The sequence below is a fragment of the Cupriavidus sp. 21MJTG02-4 genome, from assembly GCF_057798975.1.
The window spans coordinates 55,600-81,396 of the sequence record NZ_JBYOJP010000013.1 but is presented as its reverse complement, the minus strand read 5'-3'; the positions used below and the strand labels follow the sequence as shown (position 1 = coordinate 81,396).

Genomic DNA, 25,797 nt, shown 5'->3' with positions numbered 1-25,797 from the left:
CGCGATGTCAACGCGTTCCGCGCCGCTTCTTCAATACTTTGGCTCGACCTTCATTCCCTGACGGAGTCGCCATGCAAGTCGAGCCCCTTACCTGTTCCATTGGCGCCGAACTGGTCGGCGTCAGTCTTGCCGATGCCATCCACGACGACGGACTCTTCGACGCCATCGACAAGGCGCTGCTCAGGCACCGCGTACTGTTCCTGCGCGGCCAGGACCTCACGGCCGGCGAACACGTGGCGTTTGCACGGCGTTTTGGCGAACTCGAAGATCATCCGGTGGCGGGGAGCGATCCGGAGCATCCGGGACTGGTCCGCATCTACAAAAGTCCGGAGCAGCCTGCGCCGCGCTACGAAAACACCTGGCACACCGATGCCACCTGGCGTGAAGCGCCGCCGCGAGCCGCCATCTTGCGTTGCCGCGAATGTCCGCCGGTGGGGGGCGACACCATGTGGGCGAATATGGTGCTGGCCTATGAAAACCTGCCGCAGCACGTCAAGGACGAGATTGCCGAGCTGCGCGCGCGCCACAGCATCGAGGCGAGTTTCGGCGCGGCCCTGTCCATCGAAAAGCGCCTGGCCCTGAAGGCACAGTTTCCGGATGCGGAGCATCCCGTCGTCAGGACCCATCCCGAGACCAGGGAGAAGGTGCTGTTCGTCAATGGCTTCACCACGCACTTTACGAATTTCCACACGCCGGCGCGCGTGCGCGTCGGACAGGATTTCAACGTGGGGGCGTCCGACCTGCTGCGCTACCTGATCACCCAGGCCTACATCCCGGAGTACCAGGTGCGTTGGCGCTGGAGCAAGAACAGCGTGGCGATCTGGGACAACCGATCGACGCAGCACTACGCGGTCATGGATTACCCGCCATGCCATCGACAGATGGACCGGGCCACGGTAATCGGCGACCGCCCGTTCTGAGCAACAAGTCGCCATCCCATTGCAACGCAAAGCGAGAATGACAATGACCCATATGGATCCGGAACTGCTCAAGGGCAAGGTAGCCGTTATCACCGGTGCGGGCCGCGGTATCGGGCGCACCATCGCGCTGGCCTACGCGCGCGCCGGCGCCGCGGTGGTATGCAGCGCCCGTGGCGAGGCCGACATCGTGCAGACAGCCGCGCTGATCCGCGAAGCCGGTGGCCGGGCACTTGCCCATGCCGCGGACGTGGCCGACTACGCGACGATGCAGGCCCTGTTCCAGCGCGCCAGCGACGAATTCGGCGGTGTCGATATCGTGGTGGCCAATGCCGGTGTCGCGCTCGAGCAGCGCAGGATTGCGGACGGGGATCCGGAGCTCTGGCGCAAGACCATCGATATCAACCTTACCGGCGCCTACCATACCGCGCATGCTGCCATTGGCCACCTGCGCCAGCGCGGAGCGGGCAAGATCATCATGATCGGTTCGGGCCAGGGGCGGCGTCCCAATGCGGGCTTCTCGGCCTATTCCTGTTCCAAGGCCGGGCTGTGGATGCTCACGCAGTCGTTGGCGACGGAACTGCAGGAGGACAACATCAGCGTCAATGAGTTAATTCCTGGCCCTGTCAGGACGGAGATGACGCGTGATGTGGCCGCGCCGCCGGGCGAGTGGTTCAAGCAGCCTGACGATGTCGTGCCTCTGGCCCTGTTCCTGGCCAGCATGCCGGACTTCGGGCCGACTGCGCAGAGCTATAGCCTGATGCGGCGCGCCTGAAGGCCGGGAAAAAATAAAATGTCCCCGGACATCTCCGGGGCTGTCGGCATCAGGGCTGGATGTTGTAGGTCTTCACGATCCCAGCATTGCGCTCATACTCGGTGCGCACGGCCTGGCCGAGTTCAGACAGGGACTGCGGAGCCATCGGCTCGAAGCCAAGCGAGCTGATCCGTTCCTGCACCCGTGGGGTCGAGGCCGCCTTGTAGACGGCCGCCTGGATCTTCTGGGTCAGGTCGGACGGCACCCTGGCGGAGGTGAAGACCCCGATCCAGTTGCTGAACTCAATGTCCGGGTAGCCCATTTCGCCGAAGGTGGGAACCTGCGGCAACAGCGGCGAGCGCTCCTTCCCGGCGACCGCAAAGGCCCGCAACTTGCCGGCCTTGATCATCGGCAGCGACGCCACCATGCCGTCGTACATCACGGCGATCTGTCCGCCCATCACCTGCGTCAGTGCCGGCGGAGAGCCAGCGAACGGCACATGCTGCAGATCCATGCCGGCCTTCTGGTTCATGATCGAACCGGCGTAGTGGGCGGCGGTGCCAGCACTGTAGGAGGCATAGCTCAGGTTTCCCGGATGCGATTTCACATAGCTGACGAGTTGGGGCAGGTCCTTGGCCGGCAGGCTCGGCGCCCCGACCAGGACCAGGGCCGACCTGGCCACGGCGGCCACCGGCCTGATATCCCGGATCGGATCATAGGGAACCTTCATCACATGGGGAATTTCCGTGACGACATTGGTGGTCGAGACCAGGATGGTCTGGCCATCGGCTGGCGCTGACAGCATCGCGCTGATGGCGATGCCGCCTCCCGCGCCGGGCTTGTTGTCGACCACCACCGGCTGGCCCAGGTCTGCCGTGAGCTGTTCGGAAAGCACACGGGCAAACACGTCCATGGTTCCTCCGGCAGGGGCCGGCACCAGCATCCGGACGGGCTTGCTGGTCCACGCCATGGCAGCGGGCACGGTCAGTGCCAGGACGGCGGCGACGGCCGCGTGGCGGGCGCAAAAGCGGGCAGGGCGGATCATGTCTGTCTCCCCAAATGGGTTTTTTAGATGGGTACGAGCCCGCACCAGCCGCGTTGCCGGGTGGGTACGGGGCAATGCAAAGAATGCTTCGTTGGCGGAAGCGCCGTTTGCCAAAGGGCTGAAGCCGGTAGCCGGGGTTGCGCCATCCGTTCCCTGTGGAGAATTGCGTTCCGCCGCTCAATGTATTGACCATGCCACCGGGCCCATTAACAAATTGGGGCATTTTCTTTACATTTGGGGGCGCATAGGGGAAATCACGATGCCCGCTGGATCGCCAATCGAATATTGCATGGGTGTGCCCCGAGAATCGAGTGCTGGCTCGGCCCTAAAAAGACCAAGCCCCCGCAGGCGGGGGCTTGGAGAGGCGGAGCTTGATCTCGCCTCATTATCGTTAGCGCTCGCGGTCGGCGATTTACGAACCATCCGTGAACATATCCCGCTTGTCCGTGACTTTGGCACCGTCGGTGAACACATCCCTCCTGTCAGTGATTGCTCTACTTCCATCCGTGAACGGGTCCCGCGACCCCATCACGCTCGAGCCATCCGTGTAAACGTCCCGAGTCCCGGTGCCAGCATACGCAGCACCCGCGCCCAACGCTGCACTTGCCGCCGCAAGCAACAAAGCTGTTCTTAGCATTCATCCACCTCCTCGTCGGTGGTTACGGGTCCTCCCCGGAAAAAATTACATTCACTATAGGTTTGTGCGCTGCAGCTTGAAATGGCGGTCTTATACAGTTTTTTTATATTTAATATAATCGCGTGAAATATCATTCGTAATGAATTACTTAAATATCGCATGACATGGCGCTATCCGGTCGGGAGCGACGTTAAGGAATAGCTATGGCTCTTGTACTGGCATTTTCGCTCGCGTGGCTTCAGACCGCATTGGCAGCGGGACGGGCACTATGGTTTCGGAAAACCTGTCGGGGCTGGAGTCGGTGTCGGGCAGCGGAGGTGAAAACCCTCAGCGCGGGCTTGGGGCTTGGTTCGTGCCTGCGACAAGCGTTGATTGAGCCTTACGCGGCTCTTTCCGGAGGGCGATCACATTGATCGGTGCTTAGCGCATCCTAAGCAATACGTCACGGCATGGAAAATGACATCTCACGTTATTTCCATGAAATTCAGGCATGTATCCAATTCGCTTCCGACAGCCTGCAGTGAAAGATTGCGTCATTGCGCCGATGTTCTCCGCTGGCAATTGACTCGCGTGTCAATTGCGCAAGTTTACCGCGAGCCAAGTCTGTCCCATGGCGCAATTCGCCTCGTCCGATGCCATTCCAGTTGGCCTGCTTTGGCGGGTTAACCCGGATACTTGCCGCCAATCCCCGGCGCCTAAGATCGGTTCCAGTAGAGAACGATGGTTCGCTATCAGAACAAATGGCGGGTTTGCGGATTGCCGAATCAGCACCCCTTGCCGATTTCCAAAGTCAAACGGAGACAACCCGTGCCCCAGTCCAACCCTGCGAAGGGCGGCGTCATCGACGTCCAGGCCCTGATCGACGAGCGGCCGTTCACCGGCTATCAATGGCTGATCCTCATCCTGTGTTTCCTGATCGTTGCCGTCGACGGCTTTGATACAGCGGCCATCGGCTATATCGCCCCGGCACTGGTGCAGGACTGGGGCATCCAGAAATCCGAGCTGGGCCCCGTCATGAGCGCGGCGCTGTTCGGCCTGGCCTTTGGCGCCATCTTTGCCGGCCCGCTGGCCGATCGCGTCGGCCGCAAGCGCGTGCTGGTGCTGTCCGTCTTCTTTTTCGGCGTGTGCAGCCTGGCCACGGCCTTTGCGCCAAACCTGGGCTGGCTGACCACGCTGCGTTTCCTGACCGGCCTGGGCCTGGGCGCCGCCATGCCCAACGCGGTGACACTGACGTCCGAGTTCGCGCCGCAGCGCCGCCGTGCGGTGCTGGTGAACACCATGTTCTGCGGCTTTCCGCTCGGCTCGGCGGTGGGCGGCTTCGTCGCGGCGGCCATGATCCCGAACTATGGCTGGCACAGCGTGCTTGTGCTGGGCGGCGTGCTGCCGGTCGTGCTGGCCGTGCTGCTGGTGCTGCTGCTGCCGGAATCGGTGCGCTACATGGTGCTGCGCAACTACCCGGCCGAACAGATCGGCAAGGTGTTGCAGCGCGTGACCGGTGCCGGCGCGGCGGCCGCAAGCTATGTCATCGGCGAGCAGGCGCCCGCGACGCGCTCGGCCATCGGCACGGTGCTGTCGCCGGGCTACCGCCTGGGCTCGGCCATGATGTGGGCCACGTACTTCATGGGCCTGGTGATCTTCTACCTGCTGACCAGCTGGATGCCCACGCTGATGAAGGACGCGGGCTTCTCGATCCAGCGCGCCTCGTTCCTGACCGCGCTGTTCCCGCTGGGCGGCGGCATCGGCACCATCGCCGCGGGCTGGTTCATGGATCGCTTCAACCCGAACAAGGTGATTGCGCTGACCTATGCCATCACCGGTGCGCTGATCTACGCCGTCGGGCAGGGCACCGGCAGCCAGGTGCTGCTGGGCGTGCTGATCTTCCTGGCGGGTACCGCGATGAACGGCGCGCAGTCGTCAATGCCGTCGCTGGCGGCGGCCTTCTACCCGACGCAGGGCCGTGCCACGGGCGTGGCCTGGATGCTCGGCATCGGCCGCTTCGGCGGCATCACCGGCGCGCTGCTCGGCGCGGAGCTGCTGCGCCTGCAGCTTGGCTTCGACATGATCTTCACGCTGCTGGCCGTGCCGGCCTTCCTGGCCGCCGTGGCGCTGATGGTGAAGCACTTAGGCGGCAGCCCCGCGCCGGCAGGCGAGCAGGGCGGCCGGCCCATGGCCGCTCACTGAGCCGGCTGGCCGCGACGCGGCGCATCGGGATGCGCCGCCGCCCGGATGCAGTCGGCCAGCGCCTCGGCCATCGGCGTCAGGGTGCGGTCCTTGTGCCGCAGCAGGCCGACCGGCTCCTCGGTGCCGAGGGTATCGATCGGCAGTGCCACCAGCCCGCCCGCGTCCATGGCGCGGCGCGTGGCGGACATCGGCGCCGCCCAGACGCAATCGCTCTGTTCGGCCAGCAGGCGTCCGAGATAGGCGTCCGACGTCTCCACGCAGCCATCGGGCAGCCGCAGGCCGTGGCGGGCCAGCAGGCTTTCGGTGTTGTGACGCGGGATCGAGCCCGTGGCGGCAATCACCAGCGGCCACGCCAGGCAATCGAGCAGCGTGGGGCGCGTGGTCTTTGCCAGCGGATGGCCGGGACGCACCGCCAGCACCAGGGAATCCGGCCCCAGCGACTCGAACCACAAGCTTTCCATCGCGACCGGATCATCCATGCGGCCGATCACCAGGTCGAGCACGTCGGCCTTGAGCTGGTCGATCAGGTTGCGGTTCATGCCGGTCCGCACGTCCAGGCCGACCTCGGGATACGTGGCGCGAAAGCGCAGCAAGGCATCGGTCAATACCGCCGGCACCACGCTCGGCAGTGCACCGAGCCGTATCCGTTCATGCGTCAGCGCGGTTTCTCCCGTGACGCTGCCGGCGGCGGCATCGATATCGGCCAGGATGCGCAGCGCATGCTGCAGGAAGCGCGTGCCCGCCGTGGTCAGCTCGGTGCCTGCGCGCTGCCGCACCAGCAGCCGCGTCCCGGCCAGTTCCTCCAGCTCGCTCAGGGTCTTGGAAACGGCCGGCTGGGTCAGTCCGAGCCGGTCCGCCGCGCGTCCGAGGTGCTGGGTTTGCGACACCGCCACGAAGCAATAGAGATGCCGCAACCGCACGCGGTTGCGGAAGACATCCTGCGCGGCCTGCTCCAGTCGTTCCATATCAAAAATTCATCGTAATGAGGCAATAACTCAATTTACATGACTTTGCGTGTCACCTAAAGTCATTGCACCGCTAAAACATGGAGACGAAGCATGCCCCGCCTCGCCCAGTACCGTCGCCCCTATTGGGACACCCAGCCTGAATACCGTTTCGATCCTTATGCCTCGACCGTGCTGCGCTCGCCCACGCAGCCGCTGGTGCGGATTCCGCAGTCTCTCTCGGAAGTCACGGGCCCCACCTTCGGCGCAGAGTTCGTGCGTGCCGGCGACAACGACCTGACCATCGGCAATGGCGGCGAGCCGCTCGGCGAGCGCATCCTGGTCACGGGACGTGTGCTGGACGAGAATGGCCGTCCGGTGCCGAACGCACTGATCGAGGTCTGGCAGGCCAACGCGGCGGGCCGCTACACGCACAAGCGCGACCAGCACGATGCCCCGCTCGATCCGCACTTCTCCGGCGAAGGCCGCATGGTGACCGACGCCAACGGCCGCTACCAGTTCAAGACCATCAAGCCCGGTGCCTATCCCTGGCGCAACCACCATAACGCCTGGCGGCCGCAGCATATCCACTTCTCGCTGTTCGGCAACGCCTATGCGACGCGGTTGGTCACGCAGATGTACTTCCCCGGCGACCCGCTGCTGCCGTACGACCCGATCTACAACTGCGTGCCCGACGAGAAGGCGCGCGAACGCCTGATCGCCGCTTTTGACTGGGAGACCACGCAGCCGGAATACGCGCTGGGCTACCGTTTCGATATCGTGCTGCGTGGCCGCGATGCCACGCCGATGGAGTAAGAGCATGCTGTACGCCACCGCTTCGCAGACTGTCGGCCCCTACCTGCATATCGGCCTGACCGGCCTGAACTGCGCCGACCTCACCGCCGACGCGCCGGAACTTGCCGGCCAGCGCATCGTCATCGAAGGCCGCGTCATCGACGGCACCGGCGCGCCCGTGCCCGACGGCATGGTCGAGATCTGGCAGGCCAACCCGGCCGGCCGCTACCGCCATGCCGAAGACACGCGCGAACTGCCGCTGGTCGCCGGCTTCACCGGCTTCGGCCGCGTGCCGACGGCCGAGGATGGCTCGTTCCGCTTCGTCACCGTGAAGCCGGGCGTGGTGCCCGGCGCCGACGGCAAGCCGCAGGCGCCACACATCATGGTGTCGGTGTTCATGCGCGGCCTGGTCAAGCACGTGGCCACGCGGGTGTACTTTCCGGATGAAGCGGCTGCCAATGCCGCCGACGGCGTGCTGGCAATGGTGCCGGCCGAGCGGCGCGGCACGCTGATTGCCGCTGCGCAGGGCAATGGTGCGCTGCGTTGGGATGTGGTGCTACAGGGGCCGGGCGAGACGGTGTTTTTCGACATCTGACGCTTCGCGCATAATCGTGCCGTCGCCAACGCCGTGACGGCACATCCACAACGCCCCCATGCCAAGCTCGTCCCGCCTTACCGATCCCATGTTCGGCAGCCCGGCCGTGCTGGAGATCTTCTCCGATACCGGCACCGTGCGCGGCATGCTTGCCGTCGAAGCCGCGCTGGCCCGCGCCGAGTCGCGCTGCAATGTCATTCCCGTTTCCGCCGCGACGGTTATCTCCGAAGTCTGCGCAGATGTCTCGGTCATCGACCTCGATGCACTCGCGCAAGCGGCGGTTGCCGCCGGCAACCTGGCCATTCCGTTCGTCAGGCAACTCACCGCCGCCGTCGCGGCCCGCGATGCCGAGGCAGCGCGCTTTGTCCACTGGGGCGCCACCAGCCAGGACATCATCGATACCGCGCTCGTGCTTCAGCTTGGCGAGGCGATGCCGCACCTGCAGGCGGACCTGCTGGCGCTGGGCAATGGCTGCGCTGCGCTGGCCACGTCGCATCGCGACACGTCCATGGTCGGCCGCACCTGGCTGCAGCACGCCTTGCCCACCACGTTCGGCCTGAAGGCCGCGGGCTGGCTCGATGCGTTGCGCCGCGACCTGCGGCGCGTCGACGCCGCAAGCGTTCATGCCAGCACGCTGCAGTTCGGCGGCGCGGCCGGCACGCTCGCGAGCCTGGGCCAGTCCGCGCCGGCCGTGGCCCGCGTGCTGGCGAACGAACTGAAGCTTGATATACCCCCGTTGCCATGGCACGCGCATCGTGACCGCCTGGTCGAGGTAGCCACCGCGCTTGGCATGCTTACCGGCACGCTCGGCAAGATGGCGCGGGATATCTCGCTGCTGATGCAGACCGAGGTCGCCGAAGTTGCCGAGCCCACCGGCCCCGGACGCGGCGGTTCCAGCACCATGCCGCACAAGCGCAACCCGGTTGGCTGTGCCGCCGTGCTCACCGCGGCCGTGCGCGTGCCGCCACTGGTGGCTACCATGCTGTCGGGCATGGTGCAGGAACACGAGCGCGCGCTGGGCGGCTGGCAGGCCGAGTGGGATACGCTGCCGCAGATCGTCACGCTTGCGGCCGGCGCGCTGCGCCAGATGGGCGAGGTGGTTTCCGGCCTGCAGGTGGATGCTGCGCGCATGCGCGCCAATCTCGACATGACGCATGGCCTGATCCTCGGCGAAGCGGCTATGCTCGAACTCGGCGGCCCCATCGGCCGGCTCGAAGCGCACCATGTGGTGGAGCGGGCGTCGCGTCTCGCGGTGGCGCAAGGCACCACGCTGCGCGAAGCACTGGCACGGACGCTCGGCGAAAATCCCGCCCATGCGGGCCTGCTCGATGAGGCTACCCTCGACCGCCTCGCCGACCCGGCCAACTACGCCGGCCAGTCCGGGGCCTTTGCCGATGCCGCCGTGCAGGCCTGGCACGCGGCGCTCGCCAGTCGCCACGCCGGTTGATCGACACAACACAGGATTCCAGGAGATCGCATTGCCCTATCTCGACCACGCCGGTGCCCGGCTTTTCTACACGGTGGATGGCCCCGACAATGCGCCGGCCATCGTCTTCTCGAACTCGCTCGGCACGGACTACACCATGTGGCAGCCGCAGGCCGAGGCCCTGGCCGGACGCTTCCGCGTGGTGCGCTATGACACGCGCGGCCACGGACGCTCGACCGCGCCCGGCGATGCCTTCACCATGGATCAGCTTGGCGGCGATGTGCTCGCCATTCTGGATGCCCTCGGTATCGCGCAGGCTGCGTTCTGCGGTGTGTCGATGGGCGGCCTGACCGGCATGTGGCTGGGCGTGCATGCGCCCGAACGCTTTCCGAAGATCGTGCTGGCCAACACTGCCGCGAAGATCGGCAATGCCGAGGGCTGGAACACGCGCATCGACAGCGTGCTGCGCGACGGCATGGGCATCATGGTGGAGCCGTCGATCGAGCGCTGGTTCACCCCGGAGTTTGCCGCGGCCGCCAGCCGCGCGCTGGACCCGCTGCGTGCCGTGCTGGCCGCGCTCGATCCACGTGGCTATGCGGCCAACTGCGCCGCGGTGCGCGATGCCGATTTCCGCGAGGCCGTGCGCACGATCAGCGTGCCGGTGCTGGTGATCGCGGGCAGCCATGACCCGTCCACCACGGTGCAGGAAGGCCGCGACCTGACCGCCGCGATTCCCGATGCGCACTTCGTTGCACTGCCGGCCGCGCATATCTCCAACTTCGAGCAGCCGGGCCGCTTCACCGCCGCACTGCTCGATTTCATCGTTGGCCGTCTGCCGGTCACCGACGATCATGCCCGCTACGAAGCCGGTCTCTCGGTGCGGCGCGACGTGCTCGGCAGCGCCCACGTGGACCGCTCGCTCGCGCGACTGACGCCGGTGAACGAGGAGTTCCAGAACCTGATCACGCGCTACGCGTGGGGCGAGATCTGGACCCGCGAAGGCCTGCCGCGGCACACGCGCAGCCTGCTCACCATCGCCATGATGGTGGCCCTGAACCGCTCGGAAGAACTCAAGCTGCACCTGCGCGCCGCGGCCAATAACGGCGTGACACGCGACGAGATCAAGGAAGTGCTGCTGCAGGCCGCGATTTACTGCGGCGTGCCGGCCGCCAACTCGGCATTCCACATGGCCGAGGAAGTCTTCGCCGCGATCGACGATGCCAACCGCAGGCCGCAGGCCTGAGCTATCGCGTGGCGAACGCCGGCAGCCGGGCGCGCCCCGACTGCCGGAACCCGGTCGGCGTCTGCCCGACCTGCTTCGCGAAGAAGCGCGAGAAGTAGGCCGCATCGGCAAAGCCCAGCGACAATGCAATGTGCTTGACCTCCAGGTCGCTGAACAGCAGGTCGCGCTGCGCCTGCGCCAGCACCCGGGCATGGATCATCTGCAGCGCCGACTGGCCCGCCATCTGCCGGCAGACGCGGTTGAGCTGCGTGGCCGTGATGCCGATGTCATCAGCGTAGTCGCCAATCTCCCTTTGTTCGCGATAGCCGGACTCCAGCAATTGCTGGAACTGCTGGAAATGCCGCGCCGGCCGGCTGTTGCTGCGCGCGGCGGCCGGCGCCGAGGCATCGGCCAGCCGCGCAATGCCGATCAGCACCACGGTCAGCAGCGCTGACAGTGCGGCCCCACGCCACGCGGACACGCTTTCCATCTCGCCACGGAACAGCGCCAGGGCGTCGGCCAGCGCGGCGTCGCGCCGCACCCGTTCATGGAGCGGCCGCTCGAACAGCGCCAGGGTATCGGGCACGCCGGCCAGCAGCGTGCGCAGGTGGCTGTCCGTCATGGTCACGACGATGCCGTCGGTATCGGGCCGGAACACGAAGCCGTGAATGTGCTGCGGCGGCACCATGACCAGCGAGCCGCTGCGCAGCGCCTCGCGCCGCTCCTCCAGCAAGGCTTCCCCGCCACCGGCATGGATGTACAGAATTTGCAGGAAGCGCTCGTGCCGGTGCGGCTGGATCTCCCAGCCGTGCAGCTTGCTGCGCTGCGCAATCGACTCGAAATGCAACTGGTCCAGCAGCGGCTCCGACGAACTGGTGCCGTACAGCGAATAGGTGGGAACGGGCTTCACGACGGATCCGTGTTTACCAGCAATGTTCGGATTGTCCTGTTCTTGGTTCGGTCTGTCCATTCCGGAATGCCTGCCCGGCGGCTATCTTTCCTCCCATCAGAACAACGCATACGGAGACAAGCCATGCGCACCCAGGTTGCCATCATCGGCGCCGGCCCCGCCGGTCTTTTGCTCGGACAGTTGCTCGCGCGCGCGGGCATCGACAACGTCATCGTGGAGCAGCGCAGTCCGGACTACGTGCTGGGTCGCATCCGCGCCGGCATCCTGGAAAGCGTGACGGTCGATGCACTGGAGCGCGCGGGCGTCGCCGCACGCCTGCATGAAGAAGGCTTGCCGCACGATGGCATCGAGCTGTCGTTCAACGGCGAACGCCACCGCATCGACCTGCACGCGCTGACCGGTCGCAGGGTCACGGTGTACGGCCAGACCGAAGTCACGTGCGACCTGATGGCCGCGCGGCAGGCAGAGGGCACGACGACGATCTATGAGGCATCCGACGTGAGCCTGCACGGCTTCGACGGCACGCGGCCGCTGGTGCGCTATCGCAAGGATGGCGCCACGCACGAGATCGAGTGCGACTACATCGCGGGCTGCGACGGCTACCACGGCGTCAGCCGGCAGAGCGTGCCGGCCGCATCGACGAAGCTGTTCGAGCGCGTCTATCCGTTTGGCTGGCTCGGCATCCTGTCGGACACGCCGCCGGTCGCCGACGAACTGATCTACGCCAGCCACGAGCGTGGCTTTGCGCTGTGCAGCATGCGTTCGAAGGCGCGCAGCCGCTACTACGTGCAGGTGCCGTCGACAGAGCGCGCCGAAGCCTGGTCCGACGCGCGCTTCTGGGATGAACTGCGCAGCCGGCTGGACCCGCAAGCCGCCGAGTCGCTGGTGACCGGCCCTTCGATCGAGAAAAGCATCGCGCCGCTGCGCAGCTTCGTGTGCGAGCCGCTGCGCTTCGGCCGGCTGTTCCTGGCCGGCGACGCCGCGCATATCGTGCCGCCGACCGGCGCCAAGGGTCTGAACCTTGCAGCGAGTGATGTGCTGTACCTGGCCGATGCGCTGGCCGCGCGCTATCAGCGGGACGACCCGCGTGAGCTCGACGGCTATTCGGAGAAGTGCCTGCGCCGCATCTGGAAAGCGGAGCGCTTCTCGTGGTGGATGACATCGCTGTTGCACCGCTTCCCGGATGCGGACGCGTTCTCGTCGCGCATCCAGCAGGCGGAACTCGATTTCCTGGTCGGCTCCGAAGCAGCGCGCAAGGCGCTGGCCGAGAACTACGTCGGATTGCCGTACTGAGGCGTTGGCGCGTCGCGTAGGGGCGCGAGACCCTGCGCATCGGCCAGCACCGCGCCGATCATGATCACCGCGGGGCTGGCCAACCCCGCATCGAGCGCCTGGCCGAGCGTGGCAAGCGTGCCGGTCCAGCACTGTTGCCCGCTGCCGCCGGCATGCATCACGACAGCGGCGGGCATGTCAGGGCGCATGTCCGCAGCAAGCAGCGCATCGCGGATCGCCGCCAGCCGGCTCATGCCCATGTAGATCACCAGCGTGGTGCCGCTGCCGGCCAGGGCGCGCCAGTCAGGGCTGCCGTGGTCGCTGGTATGCGCGGTGACGAAGCTCACGCCGTGGCAATGCGCGCGATGCGTCAGCGCCACGCCCAGTGCCTGTGCAGCCGCCTGTCCGCTGCTGATACCGTTGACGACCTCGACCGGCACGCCATGCGCGCGCAGGAATGCCGATTCCTCGCCGCCGCGCCCGAACATCAGCGGATCGCCGCCCTTGATGCGCGCGACTTCCTTGCCTGCCAGCGCGTGCATCAGCGTGAGCTGCTGGATGCGTTCCTGGCTGACCGAGCAGCGCCCGCCGCGCTTGCCGACCCATTCGACATGCGTGCCGGGACTGGCGTGGCACGCCATTTCCGGCGACACCAGGTCATCGACCAGCCAGACCTGCGCCTGCGCGAGCACGCGCGCCGCGCGCACGGTGATCAGGTCCGGGCTGCCGGGGCCGACGCCGACCAGCCATACCTTGCCGGGCTTGAGGGGGAGGTTCATCAGGAGTCCTTTCCTTGCGCAGGGCCACCGCCTCAATGGCTGGTGCCGGACGAGCGCGTGGTCTTGTTGAACACGTTGTACTTGCCGATGGGCTTGTCCATGGGCAGGCGCTTGACCTCGCGCAGCGTGCGCGCGTCGTACACCACGATGGCGCCATCGCGCTCCATCAGGCTGACCAGCGCGTAGCGGCCGTCGCCCGTGAATTCCACGTGCGCGGCCGTGCGGCCGGGGCTCGGCGTGACGCTGCCGACCACGGCCAGCGTCTGCTTGTCGATCAGCTGCAGCGTGTCGCGCTTCGGGCTCATCATCGCATCGGCCCACGCGTAGGGCGTGTTCTCGTGGCTGCGCAGGAAGAAGCCCGGGCCGTTGGTCGGCACCGTGGCAATGGTCTGCCAGCTGCGCATGTCGATCACGCTGATGCGGCCCTGCTTGAGGTTGGGCGAGGCCATGACCTCATGGCCGTCCCGCATCCACGTGATGCCGCTGCCCAGATGCGGCATGCCGGACAAGGCCAGGTCCGCGACCTTGCGGCCGAGCGTGAGATCGACCACCTGTCCGCCGCCATCGCGCGATGCGCCCAGGATGTGCTGGTATGACTGGTCGAAGTAGAAGTCGTCGAGCACGTCTTCCAGCACGATCCTCCTGGGCTCGGCCATGGCAAATGCCTTGATGCCGGCGTAAGGGATCTCCCAGACCTCGGGTATGTCCTTCAGTGCGACGATGAAGCTGTGCCGGGGCGCTGCATCATAGACCGCCGATACGCGCGAGCCCTGGCCGTCGCGGCCCGTGACATCGAGCACCTTTACCAGCGACAGGTCGTCGGCGCGCAGCAGCACCAGCGTTTGCGGCAGGGTGTTGCCGGCCAGCACCCACTTGCCATCGTCGCTGACCGCCACGTTGCGCGTGTTCAGGCCGACGCGGATCTCCGCCGTGAACGTCAGGTTCCAGAGGTCGTACTTGCTGACCCAGCCGTCGCGGCTGGCCATGAAGACATAGCGGCCATCCTGGCTGAACTTCGGGCCGCCGTGCAGTGCAAAGCGCGTGCGAAAACGGTGGATCGGCTGCAAGTGATCGCCGTCGAGCACGCTGATATGGTGGCTGCCGGCCTCGACGACAAGAAAGAGATTGGCGGGATCGGCACCGAACACTGGCTTGGCCGGAAGGCTGCCCGGTGCATGAGTCACGATATGGCTGCCGCGAATCTCCGCGTCGGTCCACCTCGGCAGGGTTGCCGGAGCGGTACGCAGCCAGTCCGCCAGGCCAGCGAGCTGGACGTCGTCGAGCTCGCCTGCGAAGCCTTGCATCTGCGTTGCCGGCCGGCCTTCGCGCAGCACGGCGGTCAGCTCGGCCGGACGCAGCCGTTCAAGGCTCTCCGGCAACAGCGCGGGGCCCATTGCGCCAAGGCGGTCAGCGCCATGGCAGGCGGCGCAATGCTGGCGATACAGCGCGGCCGGGCCAGCCACGTCCTCGGCGCCGAAAGCCAGTGTCTGGAACAGGACAGCCAGCAGGGCCGACGCAAGCCATCGCGATAGCCGGTTCATGCGGCCACCTCCGCGCCAAGCGGACAGGCAAGCTCCTCATCTGTCAGGTAGCAACCGGGGTCCGCGGCCCACGGGTTTCCGGTGATCGCCGCCGCGCGCACACGCGTATTGCCGTTGCAGATGCCGACCTGCGCGCAGGCCGCGCAGCGTCCCTGCAGCGGGCGCGGCGAGGCGGAGAGGCCGGCCATCAGCGGATCGCTGCGGTCGGCCCAGATGTCGCCGAAGGCGCGCTCGCGCACATTGCCAAGCGTGACGTGCCACCACATCGTGTCCGGATGGACGTTGCCGAGATTGTCGATATTGGCGACCCCGACCCCCGTCGCATTGCCGCCCCAGTTCAGCAGCCGAGCACGCATGTCGGCCAGCCGGTGCGGCTCGCGGCGCGCGATCCAGTGCAGCAGGTAGACGCCGTCGGCATCGTTGTTGCCGGTGACGAAGTCACCCGCGTGGCCTTGCCGCGCGCGTTCCCACACGTGGTCGAAGAGCCAGTCGAGCGCGGTGCGGGTGGCGGCATGCCGCGCGTCGTCGGCGCGGTGGCTGCGTCCGCGCCCCGCGTAGTTGAAGTGGGACAGGTAGAACTTGTCGATGCCTTCGCTTTCGGCCAGTGCCACCAGCGCTGGCAGCTCCCGCGCATTCTGCTCCGTCAGCGTCATGCGCACCCCGACGCGCAGGCCCGCGTCGCGCGCCGTGCGCAGGCCGCCGAGCGCCTGCTGGAAAGCATCGTCGCTGCGGCGGAAGCGGTCATGCGTGGCCGGCAGGCCGTCGAGGCTGACGCCGACATAGTCGAAGCCGCAGGCGGCCAGCCGCGTGGCATGGCCGGCATTGAGCAGCGTTCCGTTCGATGACAGGGACAGGTGGAAGCCCAGCTCGCGCGCCCGCGCCGCGATGGTGTACAGATCCGCGCGCAGCAGTGGCTCGCCGCCGGACAGGATCAGGGCCGGTACGCGTGCAGCCTTGAGTTGATCCAGTACATCCAGCGCTTCGGCCGTGCTCAGTTCGCCCTTGAAGTCGGTGTCGGCCGAGGTCGAATAGCAGTGCTTGCAGTTGAGGTTGCAGCGCCGGATCAGGTTCCAGATAACGACCGGGCCGGCCGGCTTTCGCGGCGCGGGCACGGGCCCGCCATCGCGCAGCGCTTCCATGAATCGGGACAGGCGGAACATGCTGACTCCCTATGACTCTGTATTGGCCGGCGGCAGCCGCAGGCCGGTTTTCTTGAGGATGCGCGTGGACCACAGCACGTCGTGGGCGCGGCAGGCTGTGCCGAGCACGGCGCCAATCCGGGCCACCAGCGGCATGGCTTCCTCGCGCGTATGGGCATGCACCATGGCGAACAGGTTGTATGGCCATAGCGGCAGCCGACGCGGGCGGCGGTAGCAATGGCTGACGAAAGGCAGCGTGCCGATCCGTTCGCCGAGCACGTCGATGCATGCGTCATCCACGTCCCAGACCGTCATGCCGTTGGCACGCCAGCCCAGCGCATAGTGGTTGGGCACGGCAGCGATGCGGCGCAGCGCGCCGCCCGCCTGCATGGCGCCAAGGCGCGCAATGACTTCGTCTTCAGTGATGCCAAGTTGCCCGGCTACCGTGGCATAGGGCGCGCTGACGAGCGGCAGGCCGTCCTGCGTGGCGCGGATCAGCGCGAGATCGATGGCATCGTGGGCGGGAAGATCCATGGCAGTTCAGGCCGGCAGGTAGAGGTTGACGAAGTACTCGCGCTCTTTCGGGAACGGCAGGATCACCACGCCCGCATCGTGGCCGATGCGTTGCAGCGCGGGCCCCACGTCTTCCGGGCGCCGCACCGCCAGCACGAACCACAGGTTCAGGTGGTGCGTGCGCGCGTAGTTGTGCGCGACCTCTGGATGGGCGTTGATGGCGGCGATCACGGCTTCCATCCGGTCCTCCGGTGCGTGGCACGCGCATAGCACGAAGCGGCCGCCAGCACGTTCGATCTGGAACAGCGGGCCGAAGCGCGTCAGGATGCCGGCGTCCAGCAACGCCCGCAGGCGTGCGAGCAGGGTGGTCTCGTCGATGTCCAGCGCCAGCGCCGCATCGGCATAGGGCCGGGGCGTCAAGGCAAGCCCGCGCTGCAGCCTGTTGATGATGCGGCGGTCGAGTGCATCCGGGACGAAGCTCATGAGGGCTCCTGTTGCAGCGCATAGCGCGTGTTGCGCTGCTTGTAGCAGTGCGTGCCGACCAGTACCGCGCTGCGCATCTGTCCCAGGCCGACCTGCTCTTCGACATGCCCGAGCGTGGCCCGCATGGTCCGCGCGTCGCGTGCGTGGATCATGGCGAACAGGTTGTAGGGCCACTCCGGCAGGCTGCGTGCGCGGCGGTAGCACAGCGTTACGCCGGGCATGCGGGCCAGCCTGATACCGAGCGCATCGGCACGGCTTTCCGGCACGTCCCAGACGCACATGGCGTTGTGCCGGTAGCCGAAGCGCCCATGATGCAGGACCACGCCGAGCCGGCGGATCACGCCGCTTTCGCTCCACTGCGCCAGCCGTTCGAGGATGCGGTCGAGCGGAATGCGCGAACGCAGGGCCAGCGTGTGGAACGGCTGCGGCGCGAGCGGCAGACCGGCTTCCAGTTCAGCGATCAGGCGCCAGTCGTCGGCATCCGGCTGGACCGGCGCAGGCGCCTTCACGGCGCGGCGCGGACGGCGGACACGGCCTTCTCGCAGCGAAAAGCCGAGGTCGATGTGGTACTCGCGCTCCATCGGCAGATCGAGCGGCGTCAGGCCGGTTCTCTCGGCGATGTCCGCCAGCACGCCATCGAGCGCATAGCGGTCTCGTGCGCCCGCCACGAACCACAGGTTGTGGCGATGTCCTCTTCGCGCGTAGTTGTGGCTGACCGCGCTGCAGGCGCTGACGCACGCAGCGACGCGGTCGAGATTCGCCGGTTCCACGGCCAGCGCGCCAAGCGTGCTGACGCCGATGACATTGGGCGCGAACACCGCGCCGATGCGGCTGATGCGCCCGGCGCCGAGGTCCCGCGCGAGCAGGCTCAGCAGGTCGTGTTCGCACAATCCGAGTTCACCAGCCAGCTTGCGGTACGGGCGCGGATGCAATGGCAGGTCGCGTTGGAGCCGGTCATAGAGCAGGGCTTCGTCGTACATGGCGATCGTGGATGACATGCGGGTTACATGCCGAAGCGCTGGGCGCGCACGGTAAAGAAGATGCCGCTCGGGTTGTCGGCTGGCAGCGTGGCCAGGCGCGCGAAGGTGGTGGTGTCGTAGACCTCCACGCGGTTGTCGTCGCGGCAGGATAGCCACACGGCTTCTCCCTTGGGCGTGAATTCCATGTGCAGCACGCCCCGGCACGGGCGCATGGTGCGCACGACCTGCCGTGTTGCCGTGTCGATGACTTGCACGGTGTCGTTGTGCGGGAACGCGAAGTTGACCCAGACCTGACGGCCATCGGGGCGCGCCATCACGAACACCGGCTGGCCGGCCAGGGCGACGCGCGTGGCTTCGCTCCAGCCGCGGGCCGGATCGGCGACGAGGACCTCGCGGCGCCCGATCGCCGGCAGCCACGCCATGCCCTGTGCCATGGCCCAGCCGCGCAGGTGCGGCATCTTGTAGACCGGCAGCGGCGCCGCGCCGCGTCCATAGCCGGAGAGAATGCGCTGCGCCGAGGGCGGGGACTGCCACAGGTCCACCAGCGACAGCCCGTCTTCACCGAACAGGCCAGCCAGGTACCAGCGGCCATCGGGCGTGACCAGGCCATCGTACGGCTCGCGGCCCGCGCGCAGGCGCGTGACCTGCGGCTGGCGCGGGTCGTTGACGTCGATGATCCAGATCTCGCCCGATTCGAACAGGCTGGCTGCCAGCCGTCGACCCGGCAGGTCGGCCAGGCCCACGACCTTGGAGCGCTTGCCGTCCGCGCCAATGGCAGGAATGTCGGCAAGCGGCTCCAGCGTGACCGCGTCGAACAGCCGGATGCCACCCGGCGCATAGTTCTGCGCGGCGATCACGCGGCCATCCTGCGTGATGGCACCGCCGATGCTGTTGCCCGCCTGCATGACGCGGTTTGTCACGCGTGCCTGCAGCAGGTCCACGCGCGACAAGCCGCCATCGCGCCCGAATACATAGGCGAAACGGCCGTCGCGCGAGAACACCACGCTGGCGTGCGACAGGTCGCCCAGGCCATCCACGGTCGCGACCTGCGTCATGCCCGACGTTTCCACGACCTGCATGCGGCCAGCGGCGCGTTCGATGATGACGCCGAGATCGCCGGTGCCGCGTAGCGGCGTCGCGCAGCCAGCGACGAGCACGGCGGCCAGGAAGCCTGGCAGAAGGCGCTTCAGTGCCTGCCCGGCAGTGCGGGCTACCTGCCTGAAACGGCCGGCGCTTGTCCGGCCTGCAATCGTTCGATCAGCCATAAGGCTTCGTCCTGCGTCATGAAGGGTTGCCAGGGCGGCATGGCGGTGCCGGGCCGGCCCTGCAGTACGGTGGCCACCAGGCCGTCGCGCGGCTTGCCTGCGAGCGCATCGGCGGTCAGCGGCGAGCCGAGCCCGCCTTGCAGCGTCATGCCATGGCACGCGCCGCAGTCGTCGCGCAGCAGCCGCCCAAGTTCCGCGCGCCGCGCAGGCGCCGGCTCCGCTGCGACGGCCACCGAGGCGGCCACCAGCATTGCAAGCGCGACGCTGCGCGCGAGGGCGCCTAAAGCGTCAGCACCCATTTGGCGAGCTTGTCTGCTTCGGCGTCGGTCACCTGATTGGCGGGCATGGGCACAGGTCCCCATTTGCCGCTGCTGCCCTTGAGGATCGAGCCGGCAAGCTGCGCGGCAGCGTCCTTGCCGCCCTTGTACTTTGTCGCCACATCCTTGAAGGCCGGACCGACGAGCTTCTTGTCTACGCTGTGGCACGCCATGCAGGCTTTGCTCGCGGCAAGTTCGGCGTTGGCGTGTGCCACTGCGGGCAGCAGCACGCATGCGGCCGCCGCGATGAGGATTCGGATTCGAGTGGATTGCATTGTCAGGCTCCGGAGGCGGCGCGCAAGGGTTTTGCCTTGCGCGCCGCACGCACGATCAGTAGATGTCGTGCTGGGTGTTGTACGCGTTGAACTTGCCGGTCGGCGTGATCAGGCGCGGGTCCTTGATGACGGTCTTCAGCTTGCGCGTCTTGTCGTCGACCACCACGAGCGCCGACTCGCCGTCCTTGGTGCCCCAGATGGAGAACCACACCTCATCGCCGGCCTTGTTGTACTCGGCCTGCACCACGCGCTTGGCGCCTTCGCCCTTCAGGTTGGCCCACTCGGCCACCGGCAGCACCTGGAAGCCCGCGTCGAGATTGCGCGTGTCGAACACGGCCACCGACTGGTTGAGCTTGGCATCGGGGTTCAGCGGCGTATCGACCCACAGGTTGGACGACTTCGGATGCGTCTTGATGAAAAGCGAACCCCCGCCCTGGCCCTTGACCGTCTGCACCACCTTCCAGGCCTGCGCCTTGTGGGCGACGGGGTCGGTACCGATCAGGCTGATGGTTTCATCGCCGAGATGGCTGGTGGCCCACACCGGCCCGAACTTCGGATGCACGAAATTGGCACCGCGGCCGGGGTGAGGTGTCTTGCCCACGTCGATCAGCGCGGCGAGCTTGTCGTCCTTGGTGTCGACCACCGCGATCTTGTTCGACGCGTTGGCCGCCACCAGGAAGTACCGGCCCGTGGCATCGAAGCCGCCATCATGCAGGAACTTGGCGGAGTCGATGGTGGTGGTCTTCAGGTTGTTCAGGTCGGCGTAGTTGACCATCAGGATCTTGCCGGTCTCCTTGGCGCTGATCACGAACTCGGGATGGAAGTGGCTGGCGACGATCGACGCCACGCGTGGCTCGGGGTGGTACTCGTTGTCCACCGTCATGCCCCGCGTCGACACGACCTTGAGCGGCTTGAGCGTGTCGCCTTCCATGATCACGTACTGCGGCGGCCAGTAGGAGCCCGCCACGGCGTACTTGTCCTCGTAGCCCTTGTACTTTGATGTCTCCACCGAACGGGCTTCCAGGCCTATCTTGACCTCCGCGACGATGTCGGGCTTGGGCAGCCACAAGTCGATCAGGTCCAGGCGCGCATCGCGGCCGATCACGTACAGGTAGCGGCCCGAAGCGGACATGCGCGAGATGTGCACCGCATAGCCCGTCTTCACGATGTTGATGATCTTCTTGCTGTCGCCATCGATCAGCGCGACCTCGCCGGCATCGCGCAGCGTCACCGAGAACAGGTTGTCCAGGTTGTACTGGTTCATCTTGCGCGTCGGACGCTTGGCCACGGGCATGATGTCCTTGCGGCTTTTCTCCATGTCCGCCAGCGAGAACTCCGGCGGCGTCGGCGGATCGAGCTGGATATAGCGGGCCATCAGGTCTACTTCGGTATCGGACAGGTCCCCCGACGTGCCCCAGTTCGGCATGCCGGCGGGGCTGCCGTACTTGATGAAGGTCTTCAGGTATTCGCTGCCACGTGCGCGTGTGATGTCCGGTGTGAGCGGCTTGCCGGTAGCGCCCTTGCGCAGCACGCCGTGGCAGCCGGCGCAGCGTTCGAAGTAGATCTGCCGGGCATGGTCGAATTCGGCAGATGTCAGGGTGGGTGCCGACGCGGTCGGCGGCGTGGCAGGCGCCGCTGCCGTTGTGTCCGCGCTGGCCTGGCTCAGCCAGAGGGATAACGGCAAGGCCGCGAGCGCGGTGAACCTCCAGGATTTCGCTTTCATAAGTGCTGCTCTTCAGCGGTTGGGGAAAGCCGTTGTGCCGGTTTGTTGTGAGGCTTGCTGCACCGGCTGTCAGGGAGATCATCGTGAAGATTGCGCAGTACCGGGTTGACTGTCGTCAACGAGGAAGAGCGCTGCAGCCTATAGCCATACTGACCTTGGGGTTGCTGTCGCGCGCGTCGTCGCTATCGGCGCTTCATGCAGCCATGCATTCGCTAAATGGCGGCAGAAATTTCTGCGAGCGCTTGCTCGACAACCTCCCACGTGGCGCTCTCTTCGGCTTCGGTGCATTCGCCATGCTGCCGCTTGGTGGCACCGAGCCGGTTCAGTACGAGATGCCTTGCGGGCACGACATCGACGCCGGCAAGGCAAGCCTTCACGCATGCGAGCGGACAGCCATCCAGTGCGAGGATCGGACGGCCGGAGCGCGCCACGCGCGTCAGCGCAGGGACGCCGCCGCCCACGCCGCTGATGCAGGACATCTCCGCGCGCCCACTGCGGTCCAGGCGGATGGCGAAGGCATTGGCGAGCTGCGCGACGCTGGAGCAGCCCGAGCAGGCATAGACCAGCGGCAGGCTGGCCGGTGTGGAGTGGGACATGGCGAGGTCGATCGGGATGGCAACGTCAGGCGGCAACGCTGGCAAGCTGCTGCGCGTGGCGCGGCTCTCGCCGGACGCTGCGGCTTGCGCGCAGCGCGAGGATGAACAGCACCACCGCCGTGGGATCATTCAGCGGCAGGCAAGGCAGCGTGGAATCGGTGGGCGCATCTGTTGCCAGCGCGATGATGGACGGGTCGCGCGGATAGTACGGCTCGCGGCCATGCGCGGGACGAAAGACTTCGATGCGTGGGATCGCATCGCCGCGGAAGCCTTCGACCAGCGTCAGGTCGGCGGGCGACAGCCGCGCGAGCTGTTCCGCCAGCGTGGGCTCTTGCTCGCCATGCAGTTCGCGCACGATGGCATAGCGATAGGGGGAGGCCACCATGACCTCGTTGGCGCCCGCCGCGCGAAAGCGCGCGCTGTCCTTGGTGGGTGGCTCCAGTTCGAGCGGATGGTGGCTGTGCTTGACCACGTTGACGCTCAGTCCGTGAGAACGGAACCAGGGCAGCATGGCGGTGATGAGCGTGGTCTTGCCGCTGCCCGATGAGCCGGCAATGCCGATAACGAATCCTTGCATGATCCTTAGTTCTTCGCAGGTGAGTTTTCGCGCCCGAGCGGGCAGACGAGTGGCAGGAAGCCGTCGGCCCGCTGCGAGTACGCGAGCAGGGCGCCGGCCTCCAGGTCGAAGTACCAGCCATGCAGCGTGAGCTGGCCGCATTCCAGCTCGCGCCGCACGAATGGAAATGTCTCCAGGTTGCGCAGCGACACCAGGATGGCGGCCTGCTCGCAGGCGCGCTGGCGTTGCGCGGCGCTGGCGCTGGCCAGGGTCTCGTCGACGTGCCGGCGGGCGGCGCTGGCAATCCGTACCCACGGGCCGATGAAGTCCTTGCCGGCCGGTATGTCGTCGTTCCCGGCGTCGGCCGGCTGCGCCAGCAAGGCGCGGATGCCGCCGCAGCCGGCATGGCCCATCACGATGATGCGGGCCACGCGCAGTTGCTCGACAGCAAACTGGATCGCGGCGGATACCCCGTGCAGGCTGCCTTCCTGGCTGCCCGTGCACGGTGGCACCAGGTTGCCGATATTGCGCACGGTGAACAGTTCGCCGGGGTCGCATCCCAGCAGCAAGGCGGGGTCGACGCGTGAATCGCTGCAGCCGACCAGCAGGGTCGGCGGACGTTGCCCGTCGCGCAGCGTGTCGAACAGCTCGGGCTTGTCCTCGAAGTAATGCTGCTGGAAGCGCTCGAAGCCTTTCAGCAGACGTTCAATCTCGTGCATGCCAGCGGGCTCCCGGAAATGATGGCGCCAGATGGCGCTATTGGACCAACGGACTGTCGGCGCCGTCGAGTTCGATGCCGGTGATGCTGGCGCGCCCGATCAGCAGGCTCGCGTACTGCTTCCAGGCGCGATCGCGGGCGGCATCCGACAGCGAACGCGCAATGTCCGCGCGCACCATGTCGAAGGGCAGGCGCGTGCCGTCGCAGCGGTCAAGCACGCGAACGATATGCAGGCCGAACCGCGATTCGACGAGCTGCGGCATCAAGCCCTGCGCCTGCGCGGCGAAGACCGCGCGTTCGAACTCCGGTGCCGTCTCGCCGCGGAACACACGGCCGAGGCGGCCGCCGCCGGCGCCGCTCGGGCAGTTGGACAAGGCGCTGGCGTGGCTGGCAAAGGTCGACGGATCGCCCTTGATCAGCGCGAGCGTCTGCTGCGCGATCTCGCGCAGCGCGTCGAGCGGCACGCGCGGCGTGACCTGGAACAGGATGTGCTCGAGCTCGACCCATTCGCCTTCGCGGAAGCGGTCGGGGCGGCTGTCGTAATGGCGGCGGCAGCTGCTCTCGTCGGGATCGGGCACGGGTGCCTCCTGCATGAGCAGGGCTTGCGCGACGGCGTCGTCGTCCATGTCGCCGCGGGCGATACCGAGGCGTTCGGCCTCGGTGCGCATCAGGCGGCGCAGGATGGCGGATACCGTTGCCATGTGCGCCGGATTGCGCGCGTCGTGGTGGTGGTCCAATTCACGTTCGATGTCGGCGTCGGTCAGTTCTACGCCGTTGACGGTGACTGGCATGGTGTTCTCCGGTTTCGATGCGCGCGGCTCAGCGGCTGCGCACGAGTTGCCAGGCGCGGCCGAGGTAGCCCACCGAGGCGAAGCCGCTCCAGACATGGACCAGCCGCGTGAACGGGAAGATCACGAACAGCGACATCCCCATGAACAGGTGCGCCTTGAACAGCAGCGGAGCATCGGCCACGAAGCTCGCGGCATCGCCGCGCAGCGTGACGATGTGCTGGGCCCAGGTCATCAGCAGCACCATCATGTGCCCGTCCATATGGCTGGCGGATTCGAAGATGGTAGACAGGCCCAGCAGCAGCGTGACCAGCAGCCACAGCAGCAGCACCTTGTCGCCGGCGCGGGTCACGGCCGAGACGCGGGCGTTGGACAGTCGGCGATGCAGCAGGATCAGCAGGCCGGCCAGGCACATGGTGCCCATCACGCCGCCGGCGGTCATGGCCACGGCCTGCTTGAGGCCATGCGAGACGCCCAGCGTGTCCCACACCGCCACCGGCGTGAGCAACCCGACCAGGTGGCCGAAGAACAGGCCCAGGATGCCGACGTGGAACAGGATGTTGCCCGTGCGCAGGTTGCCGCGGTAGAGCACCTGGGAGCTGTCGGTCTTCCACGTGTACTGTTCGCGCTCGAAGCGCGCCAGGCTGCCGAACAGGAAGATGGCCAGCGCGATATACGGGTAGATGCCGAAGAGGAATTGATGGATCAGGTTCATGGTCGTCACCTTGGCGTTCTCAGCAGACGGATGCCACCGGCGCGCGCTGCGCGGTGCCACGCGGGTAGAACTTCACGGCGTGCGGGCCGGTTGCGGGGCCGAGCAGCGGCTCGACGCCATCGGCGCCGGGGCCGAAGGTTTCGAGCGCTTCGTCCATGTCGCGCACGGGCGGTTCCTGCTGGGGTTCGGGCTGTACGTCGGTCAGCGTGCGAAGCACGGTGAAGACGCCGCCATACGGGCTTTCGTTGCGCACGAGCCGGTCGCCCACGGCGGCCAGCACATGGATGGCATCGCCAAGCAGTTGCTCGGCGCGTGCTTCCTTGTTGTCCGCGACGAGCGCGCCCAGGTATTCGAGGAACAGCGGCACGTAGTCCGGCAGTTCCGACGCGGTGGGCTCGAAGCCGTCGCGCCGGTATTCCTCGATCAGGTCGACCATGGCCTGGCCGCGGTCGCGGCTTTCGCCGTGGACGTGCTCGAACAGGTGCAGCGAATGCGCCGGATTGCGGTCGAACGTGGCGACGTAGTTTTCCTGCAGCGCGATCAGTGTTTCGCCGCGCAGCATGTGCATCAGCGGCGCGAGCATCTCGTGCGCCTGCGGCCATTCGGCCAGGGCCTGGTCGATCTCGGGCAGGCTTTCGAGCAAGGCCTCCTCCGGGTAGCAGAGCAGTGCGCTAAGGATTGGGTAGAGCGGCATGTGGGTACTCCTGTCTG

The 25,797-nt window shown here is 66.7% G+C and carries 27 protein-coding genes; 8 read left to right on the top strand and 19 right to left on the bottom strand.

All coding sequences use genetic code 11. The features are described 5' to 3' along the window. Positions 1-71 precede the first annotated feature (71 nt). Both AC3FKH_RS23670 and AC3FKH_RS23665 read left to right on the top strand, forming a co-directional pair. Complete coding sequence (locus AC3FKH_RS23670; protein ID WP_488678224.1) at positions 72-920, top strand: TauD/TfdA dioxygenase family protein; 849 nt, start codon at positions 72-74, stop codon at positions 918-920. A 37-nt stretch (positions 921-957) separates the two neighbouring features. Continuing rightward, positions 958-1,692: an SDR family NAD(P)-dependent oxidoreductase gene (locus AC3FKH_RS23665; protein ID WP_488678223.1), complete on the top strand. Its 735-nt coding sequence runs from the start codon at positions 958-960 to the stop codon at positions 1,690-1,692. Between the two features lie 49 nt (positions 1,693-1,741). On the opposite strand, the gene AC3FKH_RS23660 is transcribed toward AC3FKH_RS23665, so the two are convergent. Beyond that, on the bottom strand, positions 1,742-2,716 hold the full coding sequence (locus AC3FKH_RS23660) for a Bug family tripartite tricarboxylate transporter substrate binding protein (RefSeq protein WP_488678222.1): 975 nt from the start codon (positions 2,714-2,716) through the stop codon (positions 1,742-1,744). Between the two features lie 1,444 nt (positions 2,717-4,160). Between AC3FKH_RS23660 and AC3FKH_RS23655 the strand changes: the two genes are divergently transcribed. Continuing rightward, positions 4,161-5,534, top strand: a complete 1,374-nt coding sequence (locus tag AC3FKH_RS23655) for an MFS transporter (protein ID WP_488678221.1) — start codon at positions 4,161-4,163, stop codon at positions 5,532-5,534. Here the strand turns inward: AC3FKH_RS23655 and AC3FKH_RS23650 are convergent. Then, on the bottom strand, positions 5,528-6,499 hold the full coding sequence (locus tag AC3FKH_RS23650; RefSeq protein ID WP_488678220.1) for a LysR substrate-binding domain-containing protein: 972 nt from the start codon (positions 6,497-6,499) through the stop codon (positions 5,528-5,530). The two genes, AC3FKH_RS23655 and AC3FKH_RS23650, sit on opposite strands and share 7 nt — an antisense overlap. Before the next feature lie 93 nt (positions 6,500-6,592). Between AC3FKH_RS23650 and pcaH the strand changes: the two genes are divergently transcribed. From pcaH to pcaDC, 4 genes are read left to right on the top strand one after another with little or no spacing between them, the layout of a single operon-like run. Continuing rightward, positions 6,593-7,294, top strand: a complete 702-nt coding sequence (pcaH, locus tag AC3FKH_RS23645) for a protocatechuate 3,4-dioxygenase subunit beta (protein ID WP_488678219.1) — start codon at positions 6,593-6,595, stop codon at positions 7,292-7,294. Positions 7,295-7,298: 4 nt separating this feature from the next. Then, on the top strand, positions 7,299-7,868 hold the full coding sequence (pcaG, locus tag AC3FKH_RS23640) for a protocatechuate 3,4-dioxygenase subunit alpha (RefSeq protein WP_483713224.1): 570 nt from the start codon (positions 7,299-7,301) through the stop codon (positions 7,866-7,868). A gap of 58 nt (positions 7,869-7,926) precedes the next feature. Beyond that, complete coding sequence (locus AC3FKH_RS23635) at positions 7,927-9,315, top strand: 3-carboxy-cis,cis-muconate cycloisomerase (protein WP_488678218.1); 1,389 nt, start codon at positions 7,927-7,929, stop codon at positions 9,313-9,315. A 31-nt stretch (positions 9,316-9,346) separates the two neighbouring features. Then, positions 9,347-10,537 carry a bifunctional 3-oxoadipate enol-lactonase/4-carboxymuconolactone decarboxylase PcaDC gene (gene pcaDC / locus AC3FKH_RS23630; protein ID WP_488678217.1) on the top strand — a complete coding sequence of 397 codons (1,191 nt, stop codon included), beginning with the start codon at positions 9,347-9,349 and terminating at the stop codon, positions 10,535-10,537. 1 nt (position 10,538) lies between these two features. Here pcaDC and AC3FKH_RS23625 read toward each other — a convergent pair whose 3' ends face one another. Continuing rightward, positions 10,539-11,426, bottom strand: coding sequence for a helix-turn-helix domain-containing protein (locus AC3FKH_RS23625; RefSeq protein ID WP_488678216.1), 888 nt, complete (start codon positions 11,424-11,426; stop codon positions 10,539-10,541). A gap of 123 nt (positions 11,427-11,549) precedes the next feature. On the opposite strand from AC3FKH_RS23625, the gene pobA reads away from it, so the two are divergent. Continuing rightward, a complete protein-coding gene (pobA, locus tag AC3FKH_RS23620; RefSeq protein WP_488678215.1) occupies positions 11,550-12,719 on the top strand; it encodes a 4-hydroxybenzoate 3-monooxygenase in 1,170 nt (389 codons plus the stop codon). Here pobA and cobA read toward each other — a convergent pair. The 16 genes from cobA to narJ form a co-directional block, all read right to left on the bottom strand. Continuing rightward, positions 12,698-13,477, bottom strand: coding sequence for a uroporphyrinogen-III C-methyltransferase (gene cobA, locus AC3FKH_RS23615; RefSeq protein ID WP_488678214.1), 780 nt, complete (start codon positions 13,475-13,477; stop codon positions 12,698-12,700). The two genes, pobA and cobA, sit on opposite strands and share 22 nt — an antisense overlap. 32 nt (positions 13,478-13,509) lie before the next feature. Beyond that, positions 13,510-15,018 carry a cytochrome D1 domain-containing protein gene (locus AC3FKH_RS23610; RefSeq protein ID WP_488678213.1) on the bottom strand — a complete coding sequence of 503 codons (1,509 nt, stop codon included), beginning with the start codon at positions 15,016-15,018 and terminating at the stop codon, positions 13,510-13,512. Next, the gene (nirJ, locus tag AC3FKH_RS23605) at positions 15,015-16,178 is read right to left on the bottom strand and encodes a heme d1 biosynthesis radical SAM protein NirJ (RefSeq protein ID WP_488678212.1); all 1,164 of its coding nucleotides are present in this window, start codon (positions 16,176-16,178) and stop codon (positions 15,015-15,017) included. Before nirJ ends, AC3FKH_RS23610 begins: the two co-directional genes overlap by 4 nt. A gap of 9 nt (positions 16,179-16,187) precedes the next feature. Further along, positions 16,188-16,691 (bottom strand): siroheme decarboxylase subunit beta, encoded by a 504-nt coding sequence (gene ahbB / locus AC3FKH_RS23600; protein WP_488678211.1) that lies wholly within the window; start codon positions 16,689-16,691, stop codon positions 16,188-16,190. A gap of 6 nt (positions 16,692-16,697) precedes the next feature. After that, entirely contained in the window at positions 16,698-17,153 is a 456-nt protein-coding gene (locus AC3FKH_RS23595; protein WP_488678210.1) for an Lrp/AsnC family transcriptional regulator, read from the bottom strand. Continuing rightward, entirely contained in the window at positions 17,150-18,133 is a 984-nt protein-coding gene (ahbB, locus tag AC3FKH_RS23590; RefSeq protein ID WP_488678345.1) for a siroheme decarboxylase subunit beta, read from the bottom strand. Before ahbB (AC3FKH_RS23590) ends, AC3FKH_RS23595 begins: the two co-directional genes overlap by 4 nt. Positions 18,134-18,156: 23 nt before the next feature. Further along, entirely contained in the window at positions 18,157-19,398 is a 1,242-nt protein-coding gene (locus AC3FKH_RS23585) for a cytochrome D1 domain-containing protein (RefSeq protein ID WP_488678209.1), read from the bottom strand. Continuing rightward, on the bottom strand, positions 19,344-19,649 hold the full coding sequence (locus AC3FKH_RS23580; protein ID WP_488678344.1) for a c-type cytochrome: 306 nt from the start codon (positions 19,647-19,649) through the stop codon (positions 19,344-19,346). The genes AC3FKH_RS23585 and AC3FKH_RS23580 overlap by 55 nt, the downstream gene beginning before the upstream one ends. A gap of 29 nt (positions 19,650-19,678) precedes the next feature. Then, a complete protein-coding gene (locus AC3FKH_RS23575; protein WP_488678208.1) occupies positions 19,679-19,990 on the bottom strand; it encodes a c-type cytochrome in 312 nt (103 codons plus the stop codon). Between the two features lie 55 nt (positions 19,991-20,045). Next, positions 20,046-21,713 (bottom strand): cytochrome D1 domain-containing protein, encoded by a 1,668-nt coding sequence (locus AC3FKH_RS23570; RefSeq protein WP_488678207.1) that lies wholly within the window; start codon positions 21,711-21,713, stop codon positions 20,046-20,048. A gap of 212 nt (positions 21,714-21,925) precedes the next feature. Beyond that, positions 21,926-22,309 carry a putative zinc-binding protein gene (locus AC3FKH_RS23565; RefSeq protein ID WP_488678206.1) on the bottom strand — a complete coding sequence of 128 codons (384 nt, stop codon included), beginning with the start codon at positions 22,307-22,309 and terminating at the stop codon, positions 21,926-21,928. A 25-nt stretch (positions 22,310-22,334) separates the two neighbouring features. Then, positions 22,335-22,886 carry a molybdopterin-guanine dinucleotide biosynthesis protein B gene (gene mobB, locus AC3FKH_RS23560; RefSeq protein WP_488678205.1) on the bottom strand — a complete coding sequence of 184 codons (552 nt, stop codon included), beginning with the start codon at positions 22,884-22,886 and terminating at the stop codon, positions 22,335-22,337. A gap of 5 nt (positions 22,887-22,891) precedes the next feature. After that, the gene (locus tag AC3FKH_RS23555) at positions 22,892-23,584 is read right to left on the bottom strand and encodes a carbonic anhydrase (RefSeq protein ID WP_488678204.1); all 693 of its coding nucleotides are present in this window, start codon (positions 23,582-23,584) and stop codon (positions 22,892-22,894) included. A gap of 37 nt (positions 23,585-23,621) precedes the next feature. Beyond that, positions 23,622-24,374: a peptidylprolyl isomerase gene (locus AC3FKH_RS23550; RefSeq protein ID WP_488678203.1), complete on the bottom strand. Its 753-nt coding sequence runs from the start codon at positions 24,372-24,374 to the stop codon at positions 23,622-23,624. 28 nt (positions 24,375-24,402) lie between these two features. After that, on the bottom strand, positions 24,403-25,086 hold the full coding sequence (gene narI / locus AC3FKH_RS23545) for a respiratory nitrate reductase subunit gamma (protein WP_488678202.1): 684 nt from the start codon (positions 25,084-25,086) through the stop codon (positions 24,403-24,405). Between the two features lie 19 nt (positions 25,087-25,105). Next, positions 25,106-25,780, bottom strand: coding sequence for a nitrate reductase molybdenum cofactor assembly chaperone (narJ, locus tag AC3FKH_RS23540; protein WP_488678201.1), 675 nt, complete (start codon positions 25,778-25,780; stop codon positions 25,106-25,108). Positions 25,781-25,797: the final 17 nt, after the last annotated feature.

Excerpts from the sequence above, each read along its gene's own strand:
- narI (WP_488678202.1), bottom strand. The coding sequence starts at position 25,086 with ATGAACCTGATCCATCAATTCCTCTTCGGCATCTACCCGTATATCGCG.
- AC3FKH_RS23585 (WP_488678209.1), bottom strand. The coding sequence starts at position 19,398 with ATGGCTGATCGAACGATTGCAGGCCGGACAAGCGCCGGCCGTTTCAGG.
- pcaH (WP_488678219.1), top strand. The coding sequence starts at position 6,593 with ATGCCCCGCCTCGCCCAGTACCGTCGCCCCTATTGGGACACCCAGCCT.
- AC3FKH_RS23595 (WP_488678210.1), bottom strand. The coding sequence starts at position 17,153 with ATGAGCTTCGTCCCGGATGCACTCGACCGCCGCATCATCAACAGGCTG.
- ahbB (WP_488678211.1), bottom strand. The coding sequence starts at position 16,691 with ATGGATCTTCCCGCCCACGATGCCATCGATCTCGCGCTGATCCGCGCC.
- ahbB (WP_488678345.1), bottom strand. The coding sequence starts at position 18,133 with ATGTACGACGAAGCCCTGCTCTATGACCGGCTCCAACGCGACCTGCCA.
- AC3FKH_RS23635 (WP_488678218.1), top strand. The coding sequence starts at position 7,927 with ATGCCAAGCTCGTCCCGCCTTACCGATCCCATGTTCGGCAGCCCGGCC.
- narJ (WP_488678201.1), bottom strand. The coding sequence starts at position 25,780 with ATGCCGCTCTACCCAATCCTTAGCGCACTGCTCTGCTACCCGGAGGAG.
- AC3FKH_RS23610 (WP_488678213.1), bottom strand. The coding sequence starts at position 15,018 with ATGAACCGGCTATCGCGATGGCTTGCGTCGGCCCTGCTGGCTGTCCTG.
- AC3FKH_RS23575 (WP_488678208.1), bottom strand. The coding sequence starts at position 19,990 with ATGCAATCCACTCGAATCCGAATCCTCATCGCGGCGGCCGCATGCGTG.
- pobA (WP_488678215.1), top strand. The coding sequence starts at position 11,550 with ATGCGCACCCAGGTTGCCATCATCGGCGCCGGCCCCGCCGGTCTTTTG.
- AC3FKH_RS23550 (WP_488678203.1), bottom strand. The coding sequence starts at position 24,374 with ATGCCAGTCACCGTCAACGGCGTAGAACTGACCGACGCCGACATCGAA.
- cobA (WP_488678214.1), bottom strand. The coding sequence starts at position 13,477 with ATGAACCTCCCCCTCAAGCCCGGCAAGGTATGGCTGGTCGGCGTCGGC.
- AC3FKH_RS23650 (WP_488678220.1), bottom strand. The coding sequence starts at position 6,499 with ATGGAACGACTGGAGCAGGCCGCGCAGGATGTCTTCCGCAACCGCGTG.
- pcaG (WP_483713224.1), top strand. The coding sequence starts at position 7,299 with ATGCTGTACGCCACCGCTTCGCAGACTGTCGGCCCCTACCTGCATATC.
- AC3FKH_RS23570 (WP_488678207.1), bottom strand. The coding sequence starts at position 21,713 with ATGAAAGCGAAATCCTGGAGGTTCACCGCGCTCGCGGCCTTGCCGTTA.
- AC3FKH_RS23580 (WP_488678344.1), bottom strand. The coding sequence starts at position 19,649 with ATGCTGGTGGCCGCCTCGGTGGCCGTCGCAGCGGAGCCGGCGCCTGCG.
- nirJ (WP_488678212.1), bottom strand. The coding sequence starts at position 16,178 with ATGTTCCGCCTGTCCCGATTCATGGAAGCGCTGCGCGATGGCGGGCCC.
- AC3FKH_RS23670 (WP_488678224.1), top strand. The coding sequence starts at position 72 with ATGCAAGTCGAGCCCCTTACCTGTTCCATTGGCGCCGAACTGGTCGGC.
- AC3FKH_RS23555 (WP_488678204.1), bottom strand. The coding sequence starts at position 23,584 with ATGCACGAGATTGAACGTCTGCTGAAAGGCTTCGAGCGCTTCCAGCAG.
- AC3FKH_RS23660 (WP_488678222.1), bottom strand. The coding sequence starts at position 2,716 with ATGATCCGCCCTGCCCGCTTTTGCGCCCGCCACGCGGCCGTCGCCGCC.
- AC3FKH_RS23665 (WP_488678223.1), top strand. The coding sequence starts at position 958 with ATGACAATGACCCATATGGATCCGGAACTGCTCAAGGGCAAGGTAGCC.
- AC3FKH_RS23565 (WP_488678206.1), bottom strand. The coding sequence starts at position 22,309 with ATGTCCCACTCCACACCGGCCAGCCTGCCGCTGGTCTATGCCTGCTCG.
- mobB (WP_488678205.1), bottom strand. The coding sequence starts at position 22,886 with ATGCAAGGATTCGTTATCGGCATTGCCGGCTCATCGGGCAGCGGCAAG.